At 61.7% G+C, this 18,739-nt stretch carries 20 protein-coding genes; all 20 read left to right on the forward strand.

What is annotated here, in order from left to right:
* The first annotated feature begins 30 nt into the window (after nucleotides 1-30).
* Nucleotides 31-1,161: a flagellar biosynthesis protein FlhB gene (gene flhB, locus I6L32_RS13015; protein ID WP_041212629.1), complete on the forward strand. Its 1,131-nt coding sequence runs from the start codon at nucleotides 31-33 to the stop codon at nucleotides 1,159-1,161.
* A gap of 329 nt (nucleotides 1,162-1,490) precedes the next feature.
* Complete coding sequence (flhA, locus tag I6L32_RS13020; protein ID WP_010673930.1) at nucleotides 1,491-3,593, forward strand: flagellar biosynthesis protein FlhA; 2,103 nt, start codon at nucleotides 1,491-1,493, stop codon at nucleotides 3,591-3,593.
* Between the two features lie 16 nt (nucleotides 3,594-3,609).
* The gene (flhF, locus tag I6L32_RS13025) at nucleotides 3,610-5,109 is read left to right on the forward strand and encodes a flagellar biosynthesis protein FlhF (protein WP_216943990.1); all 1,500 of its coding nucleotides are present in this window, start codon (nucleotides 3,610-3,612) and stop codon (nucleotides 5,107-5,109) included.
* 1 nt (nucleotide 5,110) lies between these two features.
* On the forward strand, nucleotides 5,111-5,986 hold the full coding sequence (locus I6L32_RS13030; protein WP_041212631.1) for a MinD/ParA family protein: 876 nt from the start codon (nucleotides 5,111-5,113) through the stop codon (nucleotides 5,984-5,986).
* A complete protein-coding gene (locus I6L32_RS13035) occupies nucleotides 5,979-6,698 on the forward strand; it encodes an RNA polymerase sigma factor FliA (RefSeq protein ID WP_041212632.1) in 720 nt (239 codons plus the stop codon). Before I6L32_RS13030 ends, I6L32_RS13035 begins: the two co-directional genes overlap by 8 nt.
* A gap of 110 nt (nucleotides 6,699-6,808) precedes the next feature.
* A complete protein-coding gene (gene cheY / locus I6L32_RS13040) occupies nucleotides 6,809-7,192 on the forward strand; it encodes a chemotaxis response regulator CheY (RefSeq protein WP_010673934.1) in 384 nt (127 codons plus the stop codon).
* 12 nt (nucleotides 7,193-7,204) lie between these two features.
* Nucleotides 7,205-7,945, forward strand: coding sequence for a protein phosphatase CheZ (locus tag I6L32_RS13045; RefSeq protein ID WP_041212633.1), 741 nt, complete (start codon nucleotides 7,205-7,207; stop codon nucleotides 7,943-7,945).
* 11 nt (nucleotides 7,946-7,956) lie between these two features.
* A complete protein-coding gene (locus I6L32_RS13050; protein WP_216943991.1) occupies nucleotides 7,957-10,104 on the forward strand; it encodes a chemotaxis protein CheA in 2,148 nt (715 codons plus the stop codon).
* A gap of 31 nt (nucleotides 10,105-10,135) precedes the next feature.
* Nucleotides 10,136-11,251: a chemotaxis response regulator protein-glutamate methylesterase gene (locus I6L32_RS13055; protein WP_042865170.1), complete on the forward strand. Its 1,116-nt coding sequence runs from the start codon at nucleotides 10,136-10,138 to the stop codon at nucleotides 11,249-11,251.
* A gap of 2 nt (nucleotides 11,252-11,253) precedes the next feature.
* Nucleotides 11,254-11,991 (forward strand): flagellar motor protein, encoded by a 738-nt coding sequence (locus I6L32_RS13060; RefSeq protein WP_216943992.1) that lies wholly within the window; start codon nucleotides 11,254-11,256, stop codon nucleotides 11,989-11,991.
* Between the two features lie 2 nt (nucleotides 11,992-11,993).
* Entirely contained in the window at nucleotides 11,994-12,902 is a 909-nt protein-coding gene (locus I6L32_RS13065) for an OmpA family protein (RefSeq protein ID WP_010673939.1), read from the forward strand.
* A gap of 4 nt (nucleotides 12,903-12,906) precedes the next feature.
* A complete protein-coding gene (locus I6L32_RS13070) occupies nucleotides 12,907-13,701 on the forward strand; it encodes a ParA family protein (RefSeq protein ID WP_010673940.1) in 795 nt (264 codons plus the stop codon).
* Complete coding sequence (locus I6L32_RS13075; protein ID WP_104455537.1) at nucleotides 13,698-14,564, forward strand: chemotaxis protein CheW; 867 nt, start codon at nucleotides 13,698-13,700, stop codon at nucleotides 14,562-14,564. Before I6L32_RS13070 ends, I6L32_RS13075 begins: the two co-directional genes overlap by 4 nt.
* Nucleotides 14,565-14,633: 69 nt before the next feature.
* On the forward strand, nucleotides 14,634-15,122 hold the full coding sequence (locus I6L32_RS13080; RefSeq protein ID WP_010673942.1) for a chemotaxis protein CheW: 489 nt from the start codon (nucleotides 14,634-14,636) through the stop codon (nucleotides 15,120-15,122).
* Between the two features lie 71 nt (nucleotides 15,123-15,193).
* Nucleotides 15,194-15,580 (forward strand): DUF2802 domain-containing protein, encoded by a 387-nt coding sequence (locus I6L32_RS13085; protein ID WP_010673943.1) that lies wholly within the window; start codon nucleotides 15,194-15,196, stop codon nucleotides 15,578-15,580.
* A gap of 218 nt (nucleotides 15,581-15,798) precedes the next feature.
* Nucleotides 15,799-16,434, forward strand: a complete 636-nt coding sequence (gene ccmA / locus I6L32_RS13090; RefSeq protein ID WP_039039903.1) for a cytochrome c biogenesis heme-transporting ATPase CcmA — start codon at nucleotides 15,799-15,801, stop codon at nucleotides 16,432-16,434.
* 3 nt (nucleotides 16,435-16,437) lie between these two features.
* Nucleotides 16,438-17,106, forward strand: coding sequence for a heme exporter protein CcmB (gene ccmB / locus I6L32_RS13095; protein ID WP_010673945.1), 669 nt, complete (start codon nucleotides 16,438-16,440; stop codon nucleotides 17,104-17,106).
* Between the two features lie 166 nt (nucleotides 17,107-17,272).
* A complete protein-coding gene (locus tag I6L32_RS13100) occupies nucleotides 17,273-18,013 on the forward strand; it encodes a heme ABC transporter permease (RefSeq protein WP_010673946.1) in 741 nt (246 codons plus the stop codon).
* Between the two features lie 2 nt (nucleotides 18,014-18,015).
* Complete coding sequence (ccmD, locus tag I6L32_RS13105; protein WP_039039901.1) at nucleotides 18,016-18,222, forward strand: heme exporter protein CcmD; 207 nt, start codon at nucleotides 18,016-18,018, stop codon at nucleotides 18,220-18,222.
* Complete coding sequence (ccmE, locus tag I6L32_RS13110; protein WP_048207244.1) at nucleotides 18,219-18,710, forward strand: cytochrome c maturation protein CcmE; 492 nt, start codon at nucleotides 18,219-18,221, stop codon at nucleotides 18,708-18,710. The genes ccmD and ccmE overlap by 4 nt, the downstream gene beginning before the upstream one ends.
* The last annotated feature ends 29 nt before the right edge of the window (nucleotides 18,711-18,739 follow it).

Raw genomic sequence — 18,739 nt, forward strand, 5'->3', positions numbered from 1 at the left:
CCAGTCGGCTGATGCCGGCAGGAGGCCAGCATGGCTGATACCGATCAGGAACGCACAGAACAACCCACGGGCAAACGACTGCAACAAGCCCGGGAAAAAGGGCAGATTGCACGTTCCAAGGAGCTGGGTACCGCCAGCGTCCTGTTGGCGACCGTGTTCGGCCTCCTGATGATCAAGGAGAGTCTGGCAGGGGCCATGATCAAGGTGCTCACCATGGGCTTTACCCTGGACCGGGATCAGGCGTTCGACCCCAATGCCATGGGGGCCATGGTGCCTGCCCTGCTGGGGGAGCTGATCCAGCCTCTGGGGCTGCTGTTCATGCTGGTGATCATCGCCGCCTTCGTCGGCAACACCCTGCTCGGCGGGATGAACTTTTCCTCCGAGGCCATGCTGCCCAAGTGGAGCAAGCTGAGCCCCCTGAGCGGCATCAAAAGGATGTTCGGGGTGCAATCCCTGGTGGAACTTGTCAAATCCATCGCGAAAGTGGTGTTTATCAGTCTGTTCGCCTGGTGGATGCTGTCAAGCCAGTTCAACCATCTGCTGAATCTCTCTCTTGAGGGCTTTCCCGGCGGCATCGTCGATGCCCTGGACCTGCTGCTCTGGATGCTGATCATCCTCTGCTGCGCCCTGATCCCCATTGTCGCCATCGATGTGCCGTTCCAGAGCTGGAACCACAATCGCCAGCTCAAGATGACCAAGCAGGAGATCAAGGACGAGTTCAAGGACAGCGAAGGCAAGCCCGAGGTCAAGGGGCGGATACGCCAGTTGCAGATGCAGATGGCCATGCGCCGCATGATGGGGGATGTCCCCAAGGCCGATGTGATCATCACCAACCCGACCCACTACTCGGTGGCGCTCAAATACGATGCGGGCAAGCCGGGGGCGGCGCCCAAGGTACTGGCCAAGGGGGTCGACGAGGTGGCGATGAAGATCCGGGAGATCGGGCGCGAATACGACATCCCCGTCATGTCCTCCCCGCCGCTCACCCGGGCCCTTTACCACGCCACCGAGATTGGCCAGGAGATCCCGGAGGGGCTCTTCGCCGCCGTCGCCCAGGTGCTGGCCTATGTCTATCAGCTCAAGAAGTTCCGCCGTGGCCGCGGCCGGCGCCCGACCCCCATCGCCAAGGATCTGCCCATTCCCCCCGAGTTTCGCAAATAACGCAGTGGTGGCAGCCTGATCCCGGGTGCTCTCCCTTGTGCCCCCCGCGTTTCGCAAATAAAGCGGTGGGATGGCCCCACCATCCGGTCTCTCCCTGTGTCGCAAACAAGGCCGCAATCTCCCTGTCGAGGCGCGGCGCCTCGCCCCATGGCCTGGGCTGGCCTTTGGCCGGCTTGGTGAAGGCAGCTTCCCCCCTGTCACCATTCCCCGTGACGCCAACGACGGACTTCTGACAGCGTTAAAATAAAAACCATATAGATCAATGCATTGAATCCTTGGCTTGATATTTGCTTTAATCCGCTATTGGCAGTTTATCATTGAGATGCACGATGGGATTCAAAGCGGGACTGGGCCGTTTCAAAGAGTACAAGTGGCTGCTCAGCAGAGGGGTAGGGACGCCGCTGCTGGTATTGGCCTCTCTGGGGATGGTGGTACTCCCCATTCCGCCCCTGATGCTGGATATCCTCTTTTCCTTCAACATCGCCCTCTCCATCGTGGTGCTGCTGGTGGCGGTCTATACCCGCCGCCCCCTGGAATTTGCCGCCTTCCCCACCGTCTTGCTGATCGCCACTCTGCTGCGGCTCGCCCTCAACGTCGCCTCCACCCGGGTGGTGTTGCTGGAAGGCCACAACGGCAGCGCGGCGGCAGGCCATGTGATCGAGGCGTTCGGCAACGTGGTGATCGGCGGCAACTATGCCGTGGGCATCATCGTCTTCATGATCCTGGTGATCATCAACTTCGTGGTGGTCACCAAGGGTGCGGGCCGGATCTCCGAGGTGAGCGCCCGCTTCACCCTTGACGCCATGCCCGGCAAGCAGATGGCCATCGATGCGGACCTGAACGCCGGTCTCATCAACCAGGAAGAGGCCAAGAAGCGCCGTCAGGACGTGACTCAGGAAGCGGACTTCTACGGCTCCATGGACGGTGCCTCCAAATTCGTGAAGGGGGATGCCATCGCCGGCATCATGATCCTCTTCATCAACATCATCGGCGGCTTCATCATCGGCATGATGCAGCACCAGCTCACCTTCGGCGAAGCGGCCCAGGTCTATACCCTGCTCGCCATCGGTGACGGTCTGGTCGCCCAGATCCCCTCGCTCCTGCTCTCCATTGCCGCGGCCATCATCGTTACCCGTCAGAATACCGACCAGGACATGGGGACAGCGGTACTCGGCCAACTGTTCGAAAATCCCAAGGCGCTGGTGATCTCCGCCGGCATCCTGCTGATGATGGGCAGCGTACCCGGCATGCCGCACCTGGCTTTCCTGAGCCTGGGGGCGGTGGCGGCGGCGGGCGCCTGGTGGCTGCTGCGCCGCGAGAAGCAGAACAAGGCGAAGGCGGCGAGCGGCGAACTCATGCCGGCCCAGGGGGATGCCCCGGTGGAGCAGAAGGATCTCAGCTGGGACGACGTCATGCCGGTGGACATCATCGGCCTGGAGGTGGGTTATCAGCTGATACCTCTGGTGGACAAGAACCAGGGGGGAGAGCTGCTCAACCGGATCAAGGGGGTGCGCAAGAAGCTCTCCCAGGAGCTGGGCTTTCTGGTGCCTGCCGTCCACATTCGCGACAACCTGGATCTTGCCCCCAACCAGTACCGCATCACCCTGATGGGCGTGAGCACGGGGGAAGCCACCGTCTATCACGACAAGGAGATGGCCATCAACCCGGGGCAGGTGTTCGGCCAGATCCACGGTATCGCCACCCAGGACCCGGCGTTCGGGCTGGAGGCGGTCTGGGTCGCCAAGGAGCAGGTCTCCCAGGCCCAGACCCTTGGCTACACCGTGGTCGATGCGGCCACCGTGGTGGCTACCCACCTGAGCCAGATCCTCTCCAACCATGCGGCGCTGCTGCTGGGTCATGACGAGGTGCAACAACTGCTCGACATGATAGGGAAGCATCAGAGCAAGCTGGTGGAAGGACTGGTTCCCGAGGTGATCAGCATGGGCAACCTGGTGAAGGTATTGCAGAATTTGCTCAATGAAGGCGTGCCAATTCGCGATATGCGCACTATCCTGCAGACCCTCGTGGAATATGCGCCCCGCAGCCCGGACCCGGAAGTGCTGACCGCAGCCTGCCGGATAGCCCTGCGCAGATTGATTGTGCAGGAGATTGCCGGCCCCGAGCCCGAGCTGCCGGTGATCACCTTGTCACCAGAACTGGAACGTATATTGCATCAATCCCTGCAAGCAGGTGGGGGAGATGGCGCCGGTATCGAACCGGGACTGGCGGAGCGGATGCAACGCTCCCTGGTGGAAGCCACTCAACGACAAGAACTGGAAGGCCAGCCGGCCGTGCTTCTGACATCGGGGATATTGCGCAATACCCTGGCGAAATTTGTCAAGAATGCCATTCCTGGATTACGCGTGCTGTCCTATCAGGAAGTGCCTGACGACAAGCAGATCCGCATCGTCAGTGCGGTGGGACAGGGCTAGTTAGCGGAGATGACGGGTGAAGATTAAGCGGTTTTTTGCCAAAGACATGCGCACGGCGCTGGCCGAGGTCAAGGAGACTCTCGGACCCGATGCCGTCATCATGTCCAACAAAAAGGTCACCGGTGGGGTGGAGATAGTCGCGGCCGTCGATTATCAATCCCAGGTACCGGGGCCCAAAGACGCGCCGGTTCGCCGTCAGTTGAATGAAGAGAGCGTCAATATCTCGTCTGCGGGCAAACAGATGACGAGGTCGGCGCCACCCAAGGAACAGAACGAATACTACGCCGATACCCTGGCGGCCCTGCTGGCACGCCAGCAGAAGCTCAATCCGGCCAACCCGGCGGGTGGCAATGGCGCCCCGGGATCATGGTCTGGCAGCGGAGCGGGCAACGGTCAGCCAGCCTCGGCCTCCTGGCCCGCCAATAGCGCTGCCGGCACCCAGTCCGCCGGACTGGCGGGCGCGGCCAGTGCTCCCAGAACCCTGGCCGAACAGGGCCAGTGGGGCGCCGCTCCCGAGCCCGCCAAGCCCAAGGCCCGTCCTGCCGCCGCCCCGCGCCAGGCCCAGTCCGCCCAGCGGGATCAGGAGATGGAGGGGATGCGCAAGGAGATGGCCAGCATCCGCAAGCTGCTGGAGCACCAGATCTCCGGCCTGATGTGGCAGGAGGTGGAGCGCCGCGAACCCATGCGCGCCCTGCTCATCAAGGAACTCAAGAAGATGGGGTTCGACGATGCCTTCGCCGATCAGCTGGCGGGCCTCATCCCCGAAGACATGCCGATCCATCAGGCCATGGCCCAGCTGGCCGAGGTGCTGACGGCCCAGCTCAAGATCAGCGAGGACGAGATCCTGCGTCAGGGGGGGGCGGTGGCCCTGCTCGGACCGACCGGGGTGGGCAAGACTACCACCATCGCCAAGCTGGCGGCCCGCTTTGCCATGAAGTATGGCGCCGAGCAGGTGGCGCTCATTACTACGGACAACTACCGGATCGGTGCCCACGAACAGTTGCAGACCTATGGTCGCATCATGGGTTGCCCGGTGCGTCAGGTGCGGGACGCCGAAGAGCTGGCCAGTGCCCTCTATCAGTTCCGCCATCGCCGGCTGGTGCTCATCGACACCGCCGGGGTGGGTCAGCGGGATATCCGCCTGACCGAACAGCTCGACACCCTGGTGAAGAATGCCAAGGTGCGCATCCGCAGTTATCTGGTCATGTCGGCCACCTCCCAGCGACGGGTGATGCAGGAGGCGGTGGATCACTTCCGGCGCATTCCGCTCTCTGGCTGCATTCTGACCAAGCTCGACGAGAGCCTGAATCTGGGTGAAGTGATCAACGTGTGCATTCAAAACGCCCTGCCCATCAGTTACATCACCGACGGGCAACGGGTGCCGGAAGATATTCAAGTTGCCAACGCGGCGCTGCTGGTCGGTGCCGCCATGGGGTCGCTGGAACGGGAAGCAGAAGATCCCTATTTCTGGGGATCGGGTTTTGGCGAATCCGAAGATTCGGAGTTTTATGAGTAACATGTATATGGATCAGGCGAGTGGTCTGCGCAAAATGCGTCAAAACAATCGAGTGAAAGTGATCGCCGTGTCCGGAGGCAAGGGGGGCGTCGGCAAGACCAACGTGACCCTGAACGTGGCGGGAGCCATGGCCGCCCAGGGCAAGCGGGTGTTGGTGCTGGACGCCGACCTTGGTCTGGCCAACGTCGACGTCATGCTGGGGCTGAGGGTGCATCGCAACCTCTCCCATGTGCTGGCCGGGGAGTGCACCATAGACGACATCATCGTCGAGGGGCCCTACGGCATGATGATAGTGCCGGCCACCTCGGGCACTCAGTCCATGGTCGAGCTCTCCCCGGTACAACATGCCGAGCTCATCCGCGCCTTCAGCGAGATGAAGACCCAGGTGGACGTGTTGCTGGTGGACACGGCGGCGGGGATTTCCGACATGGTGCTGAGTTTCACCCGTGCCGCCCAGGACATCATGGTGGTGGTGTGCGATGAACCCACCTCCATCACGGATGCCTACGCGCTCATCAAGATCCTCTCCAAGGATCACGGTGTGTTCCGCTTCAAGGTGGTGGCCAACATGGTCCGCTCCCTGCGCGAGGGGCAGGAGCTGTTCGCCAAGCTGACCCGGGTCACCGACCGCTTCCTGGATACCTCCCTGGAACTGGTGGCCTGCGTGCCTTACGACACCAATCTGCGGGCCGCGGTGCGCAAGCAGAAACTGATAGTTGAAGCGTTTCCAAAATCCCCTGCCGCCCTGGCATTTCGTGCCCTGGCGAACAAGGCGGCGAGCTGGCCCATCCCGAATCAGCCGGGCGGCCACCTCGAATTTTTCCTGGAAAACTTGTTGCAAAAGCCGGTCATAACACAGGAAGACTCCCGTGAATAAAGCCCAAGCATACTTGCGTCATCAGGATTCCTACGTGCTGGTTGAGCGACACGCTCCGCTGGTCAAGCGGATTGCCCAGCATTTATTGGCTCGCCTGCCAAGCAGTGTCTTGCTGGATGACCTGATCCAGGCAGGTATGATTGGGCTGCTCGAAGCTTCCCGCAACTTTGACGGCAGCAAGGGCGCCAGCTTTGAAACCTATGCCGGCATCCGCATCCGTGGTGCCATGCTCGACGAGATCCGCCGTGGGGACTGGGTGCCCCGTTCGGTGCACCGCAACAGCCGTGCCATCGCAGAAGCGATCGAGAACGTGGAGCAGGCCCATGGCCGGGATGCCAGAGACACCGAGGTGGCCGCCAATATGGGGGTGTCCCTCGGGGAGTACCATGCCATGCTGCAGGATGTTTCCTGCGGCAAGATCATCGGCATCGAGGATCTGGGCGTCAGCGAAGATGTCATCGGTCATCCCGATGACGGCAACGGTCAGGGAGGATTCGACGATCTGGCGGCCGAGCGCTTCCAGGGGGCCCTGGCGGAGCACATCGCCCGCCTGCCGGAGCGGGAGGCGCTGGTGCTGTCCCTTTATTACGATGAAGAGCTGAATCTGCGCGAGATCGGTGAAGTATTGAGTGTGAGTGAGTCTCGCGTGAGCCAGATTCATAGTCAGGCCATGCACAGGCTGCGCGCCCGTTTGCGAGATTGGAATTTATAAGTGGTTGTACTGGCTACACTGGAGCACAACTCTAAGGCATAATCCGCACCATAAAACCTGCGATCTGCATCATGTAAGTGAGCCGTCTTGGCGGCTATTTAGGAGGAACTTTGGACAAGAACATGAAAATCCTCATCGTCGATGACTTTTCAACGATGCGCCGGATTATCAAGAACTTGCTGCGTGACCTGGGATACAACAATACCCATGAAGCAGACGATGGCAACACGGCGTTGCCGATGCTGAAAAATGGCGACTTCCAGTTCGTGGTCACCGACTGGAACATGCCCGGCATGCAGGGCATCGACCTGCTCAAGGCGATTCGCCTCGACGACAAGCTCAAGCACCTGCCGGTTCTGATGGTCACTGCCGAAGCCAAACGCGAGCAGATCATCGAAGCCGCCCAGGCCGGGGTCAATGGCTATATCGTCAAGCCGTTCACCGCTGCCACCCTCAAAGAGAAGCTCGACAAAATCTTTGAACGTATCGGCTAAGGAGCGGCAGGGATGAAGGCCAAAACGAGTGCCATGATCTCGCTTGACCAGGCAAGGATGCTGGTTGCCCACCTGGAGCGGGAAGAGTTTGAACAGGCCGATACCATCCTCGCCGATGTGTGCGCCCCCAATGCGGCGGCCCTGTTTGACAAGGTGGGGCAGCTGACCCGCCAATTGCACAACTCATTGCAGGATTTTCGCCTGGATCCCAGGATCCCCGACCTGGCCACCCATGAGATCCCGGATGCCCGGGAGCGTCTGAGCTATGTCATCGACATGACGGACAAGGCGGCCAATCGCACCATGGATGCGGTCGAGGCAAGCCTTCCCATCGCCGATCGACTCAACGACAACATTCAGCTGGTCATGCCCAACTGGAATGCCCTGATGAGCCGGGATCTCGAGCTGGGTCAATTCAAGGCGCTGTGCCATCAACTGAATGATTTTATTAAGGCTTCTGAGACGGATGCCGATAAGTTACGACAACTGCTGACGGAAATTCTGATGGCTCAGGATTTCCAGGACCTGACCGGTCAGATGATCCGCAAGGTGATCAAACTGGTGCAGGAAGTTGAAACGAAGTTGATAGAGATGCTGACCATGTTCGGTGAGGGCGTTAGCGACAATTCGGCACGTAGCCTGCCAGTGAGCGGCATCGAGGCGGAAGGCCCCATCATGAACCCGCAGACCCGCTCAGATGTGGTCAATGGTCAAGATGATGTGGACGATCTGCTGTCTAGCCTGGGATTCTAATGGAGTGACGCATGGCCTTCGAAGTTGATGAAGACATACTGCAAGACTTTTTGGTCGAAGCATCAGAAATATTGGAACAGTTGTCTGAACAACTGGTCGACTTGGAAAAGCGGCCCGATGACAAGAACCTGTTGAACGCCATCTTCCGCGGCTTCCACACCGTCAAGGGGGGAGCGGGTTTCCTCTCTCTCACCGAACTGGTGGATGTCTGTCACGGTGCCGAGAACCTGTTCGACATGCTGCGCAACGGCAAGCGGACCCTCAGTGCCGAGCTGATGGATGTCATCTTGCAGGCGCTGGATGCCATCAACGTCATGTTTGCCCAGGTCCAGAACCGCGAAGAGATAAGCCCCGCCTCTCCCGATCTGCTGCACGATCTGCACGAGCTGTGCAAGCCGGAAGGGCAGGAGCAGCTGCGTACCGCCAGCGTGGCGGCCCAGCCAGCACCCGAGCCTGAGCCCGAACCCGTACCAGAACCCGAGGTCATCGCCGAGGTGGCGCCTGTCGCCGTCAATGGCGGTGGCTCCATCGACGAGATCTCCGCCGACGAATTTGAACGCCTGCTCGATGAGCTGCACGGTGTCGGCAAAGCGCCGACGGTCTCTGCCGCCCCCGTGCTGAGCGGTTCAGGTGACATCACAGACGACGAATTCGAAGCCCTGCTCGACCAGCTCCATGGTCAGGGCCAGCACGGTGGTGCCCCCGATCTGGCACCTTTGCAGTCGGTCCAGAAAGAGGTGGACGAGCTCATCGACGACGATGAGTTCGAGCGCCTGCTGGATGAACTGCACGGCCGTGGGCAGGGGCCCCAGCACAGTCTGGCATCTGCTCCTACGCCCGCTCCCGAACCCAAGGCCCCGGCACCCGCAGCCCCGGTGACGCCGCCCAAGGCGCCGGTGGCCGCCAAACCCGCGCCGGCAGAGCCCCCAGCGCCAGCCAAGGCCGCCCCTGCCAAGCAGGCCGCTCCCGCCGAGAGCAGCGCGGTACAGAGCGATACCACGGTGCGGGTGGATACCAAGACCCTGGACGTCATCATGAACATGGTGGGCGAACTGGTGCTGGTGAGAAACCGCCTGGTGAGCCTCGGCATCGCCAGCAATGACGAAGAGATGTCCAAGGCTGTCGCGAACCTCGACGTCGTGACCGCCGATCTGCAGGGCGCGGTCATGAAGACCCGCATGCAGCCTATCAAGAAAGTATTCGGCCGCTTCCCGCGCGTGGTGCGCGATCTGGCTCGTACCCTCAAGAAGGAGATCGAGCTGGTGATGGTGGGTGAGGACACGGATCTGGACAAGAACCTGGTGGAGGCCCTGGCCGACCCCCTGGTTCACCTGGTGCGCAACTCCTGCGACCATGGCGTCGAGATGCCGGACGTGCGCGAGAAGGCGGGCAAGCCCCGTCAGGGCACCATCACCCTGAGCGCCTCCCAGCAAGGGGACCACATTCTGCTCTGCATCGAGGATGACGGCGCAGGGATGGACCCGGAGAAGCTCAAGTCCATCGCCATCAGCCGTGGCGTGCTCGATGCTGACAGCGCGGCGCGCATGAGCGACAACGATGCCTACAACCTGATCTTCGCCCCCGGCTTCTCCACCAAGTCGGAGATCTCCGACATCTCCGGCCGTGGAGTAGGCATGGACGTGGTGAAGACCAGCATCGTCAGCCTCAATGGCTCGGTGCACATCGATTCCACCTGGGGCAAGGGCACCCGTCTCGAGATCAAGGTTCCCCTGACCCTGGCCATTCTGCCGACCCTGATGGTGGAGGTGGGTCAGCAGACCTTCGCCCTGCCCCTCGGTTGCGTGAATGAAATTTTCCACCTGGATCTGAAAAAGGCCAACGTGGTGGATGGCCAGCTCACCATCATCGTCCGTGACAAGGCGATTCCGCTCTTCTACCTGCACAAGTGGCTGGTACGCGGTGCCGGCAAGACGGCCCGCCAGGACCAGGGCCACGTGGTCATCGTCCAGATCGGCACCCAGCAGGTGGGCTTCGTGGTAGACAACCTCATCGGTCAGGAAGAGGTGGTGATAAAGCCCCTGGACAACCTGCTGCAAGGTACCCCTGGCATGGCCGGCGCTACCATTACCAGCGACGGCGGCATCGCCCTTATTCTGGATGTGCCCAGCCTGCTCAAGGCCTATGCCCGTCGCCACTGAGCGCCAGGCTCAAGGAGTTAAAAGAATAACAATGGCAGTCAAGGTATTAGTGGTCGACGATTCGAGTTTCTTCCGCCGTCGGGTCAGCGAAATAATCAATCAGGATCCCCTGATGACGGTGATCGACACGGCCCAGAACGGGCGGGAGGCGGTAGACAAGGCGCAGCAGTTGCGGCCCGACGTCATTACCATGGACATTGAAATGCCGGTGCTCGACGGCATCAGCGCCGTGCGCGAGATCATGGCCAAGTGTCCGACCCCCATCCTGATGTTCTCCTCCCTGACCCACGAGGGAGCCAAGGCAACCCTGGATGCGCTGGATGCGGGCGCCCTCGATTTTCTGCCCAAGAAGTTTGAAGACATCGCCCGCGACAAGGACGAAGCCGTCAACCTGCTGCAGCAGCGGGTCAAGGAGATCGCTCGCAAACGCTTCCTGATGGCGACCCGGCCCCGTGCCCCCGAGCCTGCCGCCCGGCCCGCCGTCACGGGGGCCCTGAATCGTCCCTTGGCCGAACGCCAGCCCGAGCCTGCGCGAGCCGCGGCGGCTCCCGCCGCGTTCAAGCGCAGTGGCAAGAGTTACCAGCTGGTTGCCATCGGTACCTCCACCGGCGGGCCTGTGGCACTGCAGAACGTGCTGACCAAGCTGCCGGGGGATTTCCCTCATCCCATTCTGCTGATCCAGCACATGCCGGCCACCTTCACCGCTGCCTTTGCCGCCCGCCTCAACGGGCTGTGCCAGATAGGGGTCAAGGAGGCGCAGGATGGCGACGTGCTCAAGCCGGGTCAGGCCTATCTTGCCCCCGGTGGCAAGCAGATGCTGCTGGAAGGGCGTGGGCCCGGTGCCCGTCTTCGCATCATCGATGGCAATGACAAGGTCAACTACAAACCCTGCGTGGACATCACCTTCGCCTCCGCTGCCAAGACCTATGGCGACAAGGTGCTGGCCATCGTCCTGACCGGCATGGGTGCGGATGGCCGCGATGGTGCCCGTCTGCTCAAGGAGCAGGGGGCGACCATCTGGGCGCAGGATGAAGCCTCCTGCGTGGTCTATGGCATGCCCCAGGCCGTTGCCAAGGCGGGCATAGCAAGCGAATCCCTGCCGCTGGATCGGGTGGCCCAGCGCATTCTGGTCGAGTTGGGTCGCTGACCATGGGCATGCTCGGCCTGGTGCTGGCGCTGGGGGCCGTCGCCATCGCCCAGTGGTGGCATGGCGGGAGCCTGCTGACCCTGCTGGATGGCCCGGCCTTTGTCATCGTCGTCGGGGGAACCTGGGGGGCGGTGATCTTGCAGACTCCCCGCAGGTACCTGCTCAGTGCCCTGAGGCAGGCAACCTGGATGCTGTTTCCGCCGCAGCTGGATCTTGCGGAGCAGGCCGAGCGCCTGAAGGCGTGGGCCCAGTTCGCCCGCCAGCAAGGCTTGCTGGCGCTGGAAAACCAGGCCGAGGCCGAGCCCGATCCCTTCACCCGCCAGGGGCTTTCCATGATTGTGGATGGCGTCTCCATCGAGGATATCCGCAGCCTGCTGGAGGCGGACATCGACATCGAGCAGGAGCGCAACGAGCACTCGGCCAGGGTGTTCGAGTCCATGGGGGGGTACAGTCCCACCATCGGCATCATCGGGGCCGTGATTGGCCTCATCCAGGCCATGTTTCATCTGGAGGAGCCAGGCACCCTGGGGGCGGGCATTGCCGTGGCCTTCGTCGCCACCATCTACGGGGTGGGCTTTGCCAACTTGCTCTATCTGCCGATTGCGAATCGGTTGCGCGCCTTCCACTACCATTACGGCCTCTATCAGGAGATGACCCTGGAGGGGCTTCTGGCCATCGCCCACGGGGAGAACGGCCTGCAGGTTGAAAGGCGGTTACGGGCTTATCTGAAAGGGGAGTAGCCATGCGCAAGCGCTATCGTTTGCACCTGCAAGGGCGAGAGCATCTCGATCGCTGGCTGGTCTCCTATGCCGATTACATGACGCTCATCTTCGCCCTTTTCGTGGTGCTCTACTCCGTTGCCATCGTCAACAAGGAGGAGTACCGCGCCGTCATCGAGGGCATGACCCAGGCCTTCAACCAGGCGCCGCGCAGCGACGGCCTGCTGGAAGGGCGGGGCAATTCCTTGCTGGACAACCCGGTCTCGGCCGCCCCCAGCCTGCTGGAGAGCCAGGCCTCTGCGTCCCCCTCGCGTGCCCCCATCACGGGTACGCCCGTCTCGCAAGATGGCACGGCTCTTGCGCAGATCGACATGCAGATCCAGGAGTCCATGGGCGCCCTGGTCGATGCGGGGGTGGTGAAGCTTGCGCAGGATGACAACTGGCTGACGGTGGAGCTGAGTTCAGGTCTCCTGTTCAACAGTGGCAGCGCTTTTCTGGGGAACAATGCCGCACCCGTGCTCGATACGCTTTCAGGTATTCTCAAACCGGTCGATAACTATGTCAGGGTGCGGGGCTACACGGATAACCAACCGATAAACAACGAAATTTTCCGCTCCAACTGGACATTGTCAGCGGCCCGCGCCGAGGCAGTGCTCAATGCCCTGGTGGGCAAGGGGGTGGCTCCCGGTCGGCTCGCCTACGAGGCGTACGGAGAGTTTTCCCCCTTCGTCGACAATGGCACCGAGCAGGGACGATTACAGAATCGCAAGGTGGTGGTCGCCATATCCAGGTTCGCCTGGGTGCCGCCAGCCCCCGTCAAACCGCTGACGGGGGCACCGGTGCAGGACGCACCGCAGAGTGTCGACAGTGAAAAGATCAGGGTGATCGCGCTGCCCGGTGGGGGCATACGCATAACAACAAGGCAGGATTGATACAGTGATTGTTTGGACGGTTGCCAATCAGAAAGGTGGAGTCGGTAAAACCACCACGGTCGTCTCCCTGGCGGGCATTCTGGCCCAGCGTGGCCAGCGGGTACTGCTGATCGACACCGACCCCCACGCCTCCCTGACCTCCTATCTCGATTTCGACTCGGACAGGCTGGAAGGCACCCTGTACGAGTTGTTCCAGGCGGCCAAACCCAGCGCCGAGCTGGTCAACCGGATGACCCTCAAGACCCGATTCGAGAACATCAGCCTGCTGCCCGCCTCGATTACCCTGGCCACGCTGGATCGGGTGATGGGCAACCGGGAAGGGATGGGGCTGGTGCTCAAGCGCGCTCTGCTGCGGGTGCAGGATCAGTTCGACTACGTGCTCATCGACTGTCCGCCGGTGCTGGGGGTGATGATGGTGAACGCGCTGGCGGCCTGCGATCGCATCCTGGTGCCGGTACAGACCGAATTCCTGGCCCTCAAGGGGCTGGAGCGGATGATGAAGACCTTCGAGATCATGCAGCGCTCCAAGCGGGAGAAGTTCCGCTACACCATCATTCCGACCATGTTTGACAAGCGTACCCGCGCCTCCCTGATGACATTGCAGTCCATCAAGGAGCAGTATGGGGAGGCGGTGTGGAATGCGGTCATTCCCATCGACACCAAATTCAGGGATGCCAGTCTGGTGCACATTCCTCCCTCCATCTATGCACCGGGCAGCCGGGGCACCTATGCCTATGAGACCCTGCTCAACCATCTCGACGCGCTGGAGCGTCAACGGACCCAGGAGGTGATGCCGTGAGAGAGACCACCCAGGTTCGGGCCATGGACGACTATTTCCACTCCCTGCTGCTGGACGATGCCCTGCTGCGGGAAGATCCCGAAGACGAAGCACCGGCCCCTGCGTTGCAACGTCAGACCGTCGCCGTGCCGGAGGTGGCTGCCACCCCCTATCTTGAAACCGATACCCGACTGGCCCAGCTGAGCGAGCTGCTTGCCCAGGTGGGACAGGTCCAGTTCGAGATGGATGCCCTGAGCCACGAAGAGGTGCATGTCGAACCATTCCAGCTCGAGGCAGAGGTGGTTGACAGTGAGCCTCTGGTCGCCCTGGCAGAGCCGGTGGTGGAAGCCGTGGTGGAGGAGGTCGAGCCCGTCGCCCTCGCGGTGGCAGAACCCGCACCCGCCCTCGAAGCGGCGCCCGCACCGTCGACCTGGGAGAACCTGGATACCGGCAACGAGTTTCAGGCGCTCTTCTTCGACGTGGCCGGGGTGACGTTTGCGGTGCCTCTGACCGAGTTGGGGGGCATCCATCAACTGGGGGAGGTGACCTCTCTCTTCGGCCAGCCGGGCTGGTACAAGGGGATCATGACCTCCCGCGAGCAGAAGATGAACGTGGTGGACACGGCCCAGTGGGTCATGCCGGGCCAGCATCTGGAGATGGACGATTACAAATATCTGATTATGCTGGGAGAATCACCCTGGGGATTGGCCTGTCACCAGTTGAAGGGCACAGAACTGCTGCACCGGGACCAGGTGAAGTGGCGCCATCAGGAGGGCAAGCGCCCCTGGTTGGCCGGCATGGTCAAGGAGAAGATGTGTGCCCTGCTGCACGTCAGGGAGCTCTTGCTGCTGCTTGGCCGGGGCGTGAACATCGAAGGCCGCTGACAACGTCGGCATCGCCATGGTTTTATTGCTAATTTTACCCGTTGACGGGTTCATACAAGGATCAAGAAGATGACAGAGAAGCGCAATATTGCACAGAATCTGGCCGAAGACGAAGTGCTGCAGTGGGTGACCTTCCAGTTGGAAAACGAGACCTATGGCATCAACGTGATGCAGGTTCAGGAAGTGTTGCGCTACACCGAGATCGCTCCGGTCCCGGGTGCACCTGACTACGTGCTGGGCATCATCAACCTGCGTGGCAACGTGGTGACCGTCATCGATACCCGCTCCCGTTTCGGCCTGCCGGCCGGGGACGTGAGCGAGAACTCCCGCATCGTCATCATCGAGGCGGAGAAGCAGGTGATCGGCATCATGGTGGACAGCGTGGCCGAGGTGGTCTATCTGCGCTCCTCCGAGATCGATGCCGCCCCGGCGGTAGGCACCGAGGAGAGCGCCAAGTTCATCCAGGGCGTCAGCAACCGTGACGGCCAACTGCTGATCCTGGTGGATCTCAACAAGCTGCTCTCCGACGAAGAGTGGGAAGACATTGGTTCCCTGTAACAGGGACGGGAACGTGCGGACGGGGGCGATGGCACCTGTCCGCCTCCCTGTGACGGTAAGGTGATGGTTTGATGATTGAATTTGCAGCCTTGGGGTTGTCCTTGCTCGCACTGGTGCTGGCCCTTTACGGGATCCTGGGGCACCGTCGTCGCCAGCGAGAGTCCGAGGCCAGGGTGGAAGCGCTGCAGGGGCAGCTCGAGAGTCTGCGCAAGCAGATGATGGAGTTGCACACGGGCGCCATCGGCATGGGCCAGCGTCTGCAAGCCGCAGAAGGGGCCATGCAGAAGATCCACGACAGCCAGCAGGAGCTGACGTTGCAGGATCCGGAGCGCCGCCTCTACAGCCGCGCCGCCAAGATGGTGGAGCTTGGTGCCGATCTGGACGAGGTGATGAGCGAGTGCGAGTTGCCCCAGGCGGAAGCGGAGCTGCTTATTTCCTTGCGAAAGGGACGCAGCTGACGGATGTGTCGCGGGGAGGCCGGTGCCTCCCCGCTTTCTGTTCGGCCCGTGGCCACTTCTTTCTCGATGCCGGGACGGTGATAATCCTTTGGCATCAATCTCTTTGGTGGAGGCGCGATCTTCCCCACAAATCCTGTTGATTATTGGCATCTTTGAAAAGACGCCTCCGGATCCTGTGTTAAGATGCAGGCCGCCTCATTTTCAACGATTACATCCCCATGCTGCTTCAAGCGAACAATCTGAGCTGCGTGCGTGAAGATCGCACCCTGTTTGAACATCTCTCCTTCGCGGTGCGTGCCGGGGATTTGATGCAGATTGAGGGTCCCAACGGGGTGGGCAAGACCAGCCTGTTGCGCCTGCTCACCGGCCTCTCCCAGCCCTTTGCTGGCGAGGTGTGCTGGAATGGGGAGAATATCCGCCATTGCCGGGATGAATACCACGCCAGCCTGCTTTACCTGGGCCATCAGCCCGGCGTCAAGGCGACCCTGACCCCCCTTGAGAATCTCTCCTTCTACCAGAAGCTTCATGGCCCTGCCGGGGACGGCGTGGATCTCTGGCGGGTGCTGGCCCAGGTCGGCCTCGCCGGTTTCGAAGACTATCCCGCGGGACAGCTCTCCGCCGGGCAGCAGCGACGGGTGGCGCTGGCCAGGCTGTGGCTGAGCGAGCGACCGGCGCTCTGGATCCTGGACGAGCCCTTCACCGCCATCGACAAGCAGGGGGTCAGGGTGCTGGAGCAGTTGTTCCTCGCCCACGCGGACAGGGGGGGCATGGTGGTCCTTACTACCCACCAGGATCTGACCCTGATGCAGGGACGGCTCAAGACCCTCTCTCTGACCTCGCTGTTGCAGGAGTAGCCCATGCTGCGCGCCGTCATACACCTTATTCACCGCGAGTTGCTGATGGCCCTGCGCCAGCGCGCCGACATCTTCAACCCGCTCTGGTTCTTCCTCATCGTCATCACCCTGTTTCCATTGGGGATCGGGCCCGAGCCCCAGTTGCTGGCCCGCATCGCTCCCGGCATCATCTGGGTGGCGGCCCTGCTGGCGGCCATGCTCTCCCTGGAGCGGCTGTTTCGTGACGACTTCAGTGACGGCGCCCTGGAGCAGATGATGCTGATGCCTCATCCCCTGGGGTTGCTGGCCCTGGCCAAAGTAATCGCTCACTGGTTGCTGACCGGTCTGCCGCTGTTGCTGGTCTCCCCCTTGCTCGCCATCCTGCTCTCCCTGGAGCTGAAGACCTATCTGGCCGTGGTGGCCACCCTGGCGCTCGGTACGCCGGTGCTGAGCCTGCTCGGGGCGGTCGGAGTGGCGCTGACCGCAGGGCTGCGCAAGGGGGGCGTGCTGCTCAGCCTGTTGCTGCTGCCGCTCTATATTCCGGTGCTTATCTTCGCCACGTCCGCCATCGACGCGGCGAGCATGGGACTGCCCTATGCCGGTCAGCTCGCCATCCTGGGGGCCATGCTGGTGGGGGCATTGACCCTGACGCCCCTGGCCATCTCGGCGGCGTTGCGGGTGAGTGTCAACTGATTGATTTGGTGAAAAGATTTTCGTTTGAAGCCTTGTTAGGGGCGAGATAGTTGAGATAGATCAAGGGGATGGCTGCTTATTGCTTTCGGGGGATATGATGTTTTTCCCCCATGGGTATGGTAGCCCTCGCCACTTAAAAATTAATAACTGAAAGGTTTCGTGAGCTATGTGGAAATGGTTGCACCCTTATGCCAAACCCGAGCGCGCCTATGGGCTGGCCGGCACCCTGCTGCCCTGGTTTGCCGTGACAAGCCTGCTCGCCTTCATCATCGGCACCGTCTGGGGGCTGGCTTTCGCACCCGCCGATTACCAGCAGGGCGACTCTTTCAGGATCATCTATATCCATGTGCCTTCCGCCATCCTCTCCATGGGCGCCTACTCCACCATGGCGGTGGCCGCCTTCATTGGCCTGGTGTGGCAACTGCGCATGGCAGACATGACGGTGGCGGCCATCGCCCCGGTGGGGGCCGTCTTCACCTTCATTGCCCTCTTTACCGGCGCCGCCTGGGGCAAACCCATGTGGGGCACCTGGTGGGTGTGGGATGCCCGGCTCACCTCCGAGCTCATCCTGCTGTTCCTCTATCTGGGTGTCATCGCCCTCTACAACGCCTTCAGCGACAAGGTGGTGGCGGGCCGCGCCGCCGGCATCCTGGCGCTGGTCGGGGTGATCAACCTGCCCATCATCCACTACTCGGTGGAGTGGTGGAACACCCTGCACCAGGGGGCCACCATCACCAAGTTTGACAAACCCTCCATCTCCCCCGAGATGCTGTGGCCGCTGCTCATCATGATCCTGGCGTTCGCCGCGTTTCTCGGTGCCCTGACCCTGATGCGTTTTCGCAATGAGCTGCTGATGCGGGAGTGGCACCGCCCCTGGGTCGCCGACATCGCCAGGCAGGAGAAGTAAGCATGCACTTTGCCTCGTTCAGTGATTTCATGGCCATGGGAGGCTATGCCTTCTACGTCTGGCTCTCCTTCGGTCTGACCCTGCTCTGCCTGGTCGGCATCGTCATTTCCACCCGGTTGAAGACCCGCAGCCTGCTCGGCGAACTGCGCAACAAGCAGGCTCGGGAGGCACGCCGCAAGGCAGCCCAGCAGATGGAGAACACCCTATGAACCCGCGCCGCAAGAAACGCCTCACCATCATCCTGGCCATCAGCCTGGGCCTTGTCAGCGTGATTGGCCTGGTGCTCTATGCCCTGAGTCAGAACATCGACCTCTTCTACACCCCGAGCGAGCTGGTGGAAGGGAAGGGGCCGGAGAAGATCAAGCCCGAGGAGGGGCAGCGCCTGCGCATCGGTGGCCTGGTGGTGCCGGGGTCTGTGGTGCGGGATCCCCAGAGCCTCAAGGTAGCCTTCAAGCTGGTGGACAACGGCGGCCATCTGGTGACGGTGGAGTTTGACGGTATCCTGCCGGACCTGTTCCGCGAGGGGCAGGGCATTGTCGCTCAAGGCACCCTCAAGGATGCCACCACGGTCGCCGCCTTCGAGGTGCTGGCCAAGCACGACGAGAACTACATGCCGCCGGAAGTGGCCGACGCCACCAACGGCATGCACTTCAAGCCCGAATACACAGAGGCGCAGTTGCAGGGAGCCAAGCAATGATGCCGGTATGCGCCAAGAATTCACTTCTT

Source organism: Aeromonas sp. FDAARGOS 1402, from assembly GCF_019046925.1.
In the GTDB taxonomy this organism is placed as follows: domain Bacteria; phylum Pseudomonadota; class Gammaproteobacteria; order Enterobacterales; family Aeromonadaceae; genus Aeromonas; species Aeromonas caviae.

Excerpts from the sequence above, each read along its gene's own strand:
- flhB (WP_041212629.1), top strand. The coding sequence starts at position 31 with ATGGCTGATACCGATCAGGAACGCACAGAACAACCCACGGGCAAACGA.
- flhA (WP_010673930.1), top strand. The coding sequence starts at position 1,491 with ATGGGATTCAAAGCGGGACTGGGCCGTTTCAAAGAGTACAAGTGGCTG.
- I6L32_RS13030 (WP_041212631.1), top strand. The coding sequence starts at position 5,111 with ATGTATATGGATCAGGCGAGTGGTCTGCGCAAAATGCGTCAAAACAAT.
- I6L32_RS13045 (WP_041212633.1), top strand. The coding sequence starts at position 7,205 with ATGAAGGCCAAAACGAGTGCCATGATCTCGCTTGACCAGGCAAGGATG.
- I6L32_RS13050 (WP_216943991.1), top strand. The coding sequence starts at position 7,957 with ATGGCCTTCGAAGTTGATGAAGACATACTGCAAGACTTTTTGGTCGAA.
- I6L32_RS13055 (WP_042865170.1), top strand. The coding sequence starts at position 10,136 with ATGGCAGTCAAGGTATTAGTGGTCGACGATTCGAGTTTCTTCCGCCGT.
- I6L32_RS13060 (WP_216943992.1), top strand. The coding sequence starts at position 11,254 with ATGGGCATGCTCGGCCTGGTGCTGGCGCTGGGGGCCGTCGCCATCGCC.
- I6L32_RS13065 (WP_010673939.1), top strand. The coding sequence starts at position 11,994 with ATGCGCAAGCGCTATCGTTTGCACCTGCAAGGGCGAGAGCATCTCGAT.
- I6L32_RS13080 (WP_010673942.1), top strand. The coding sequence starts at position 14,634 with ATGACAGAGAAGCGCAATATTGCACAGAATCTGGCCGAAGACGAAGTG.
- I6L32_RS13085 (WP_010673943.1), top strand. The coding sequence starts at position 15,194 with ATGATTGAATTTGCAGCCTTGGGGTTGTCCTTGCTCGCACTGGTGCTG.
- ccmA (WP_039039903.1), top strand. The coding sequence starts at position 15,799 with ATGCTGCTTCAAGCGAACAATCTGAGCTGCGTGCGTGAAGATCGCACC.
- ccmB (WP_010673945.1), top strand. The coding sequence starts at position 16,438 with ATGCTGCGCGCCGTCATACACCTTATTCACCGCGAGTTGCTGATGGCC.
- I6L32_RS13100 (WP_010673946.1), top strand. The coding sequence starts at position 17,273 with ATGTGGAAATGGTTGCACCCTTATGCCAAACCCGAGCGCGCCTATGGG.
- ccmD (WP_039039901.1), top strand. The coding sequence starts at position 18,016 with ATGCACTTTGCCTCGTTCAGTGATTTCATGGCCATGGGAGGCTATGCC.
- ccmE (WP_048207244.1), top strand. The coding sequence starts at position 18,219 with ATGAACCCGCGCCGCAAGAAACGCCTCACCATCATCCTGGCCATCAGC.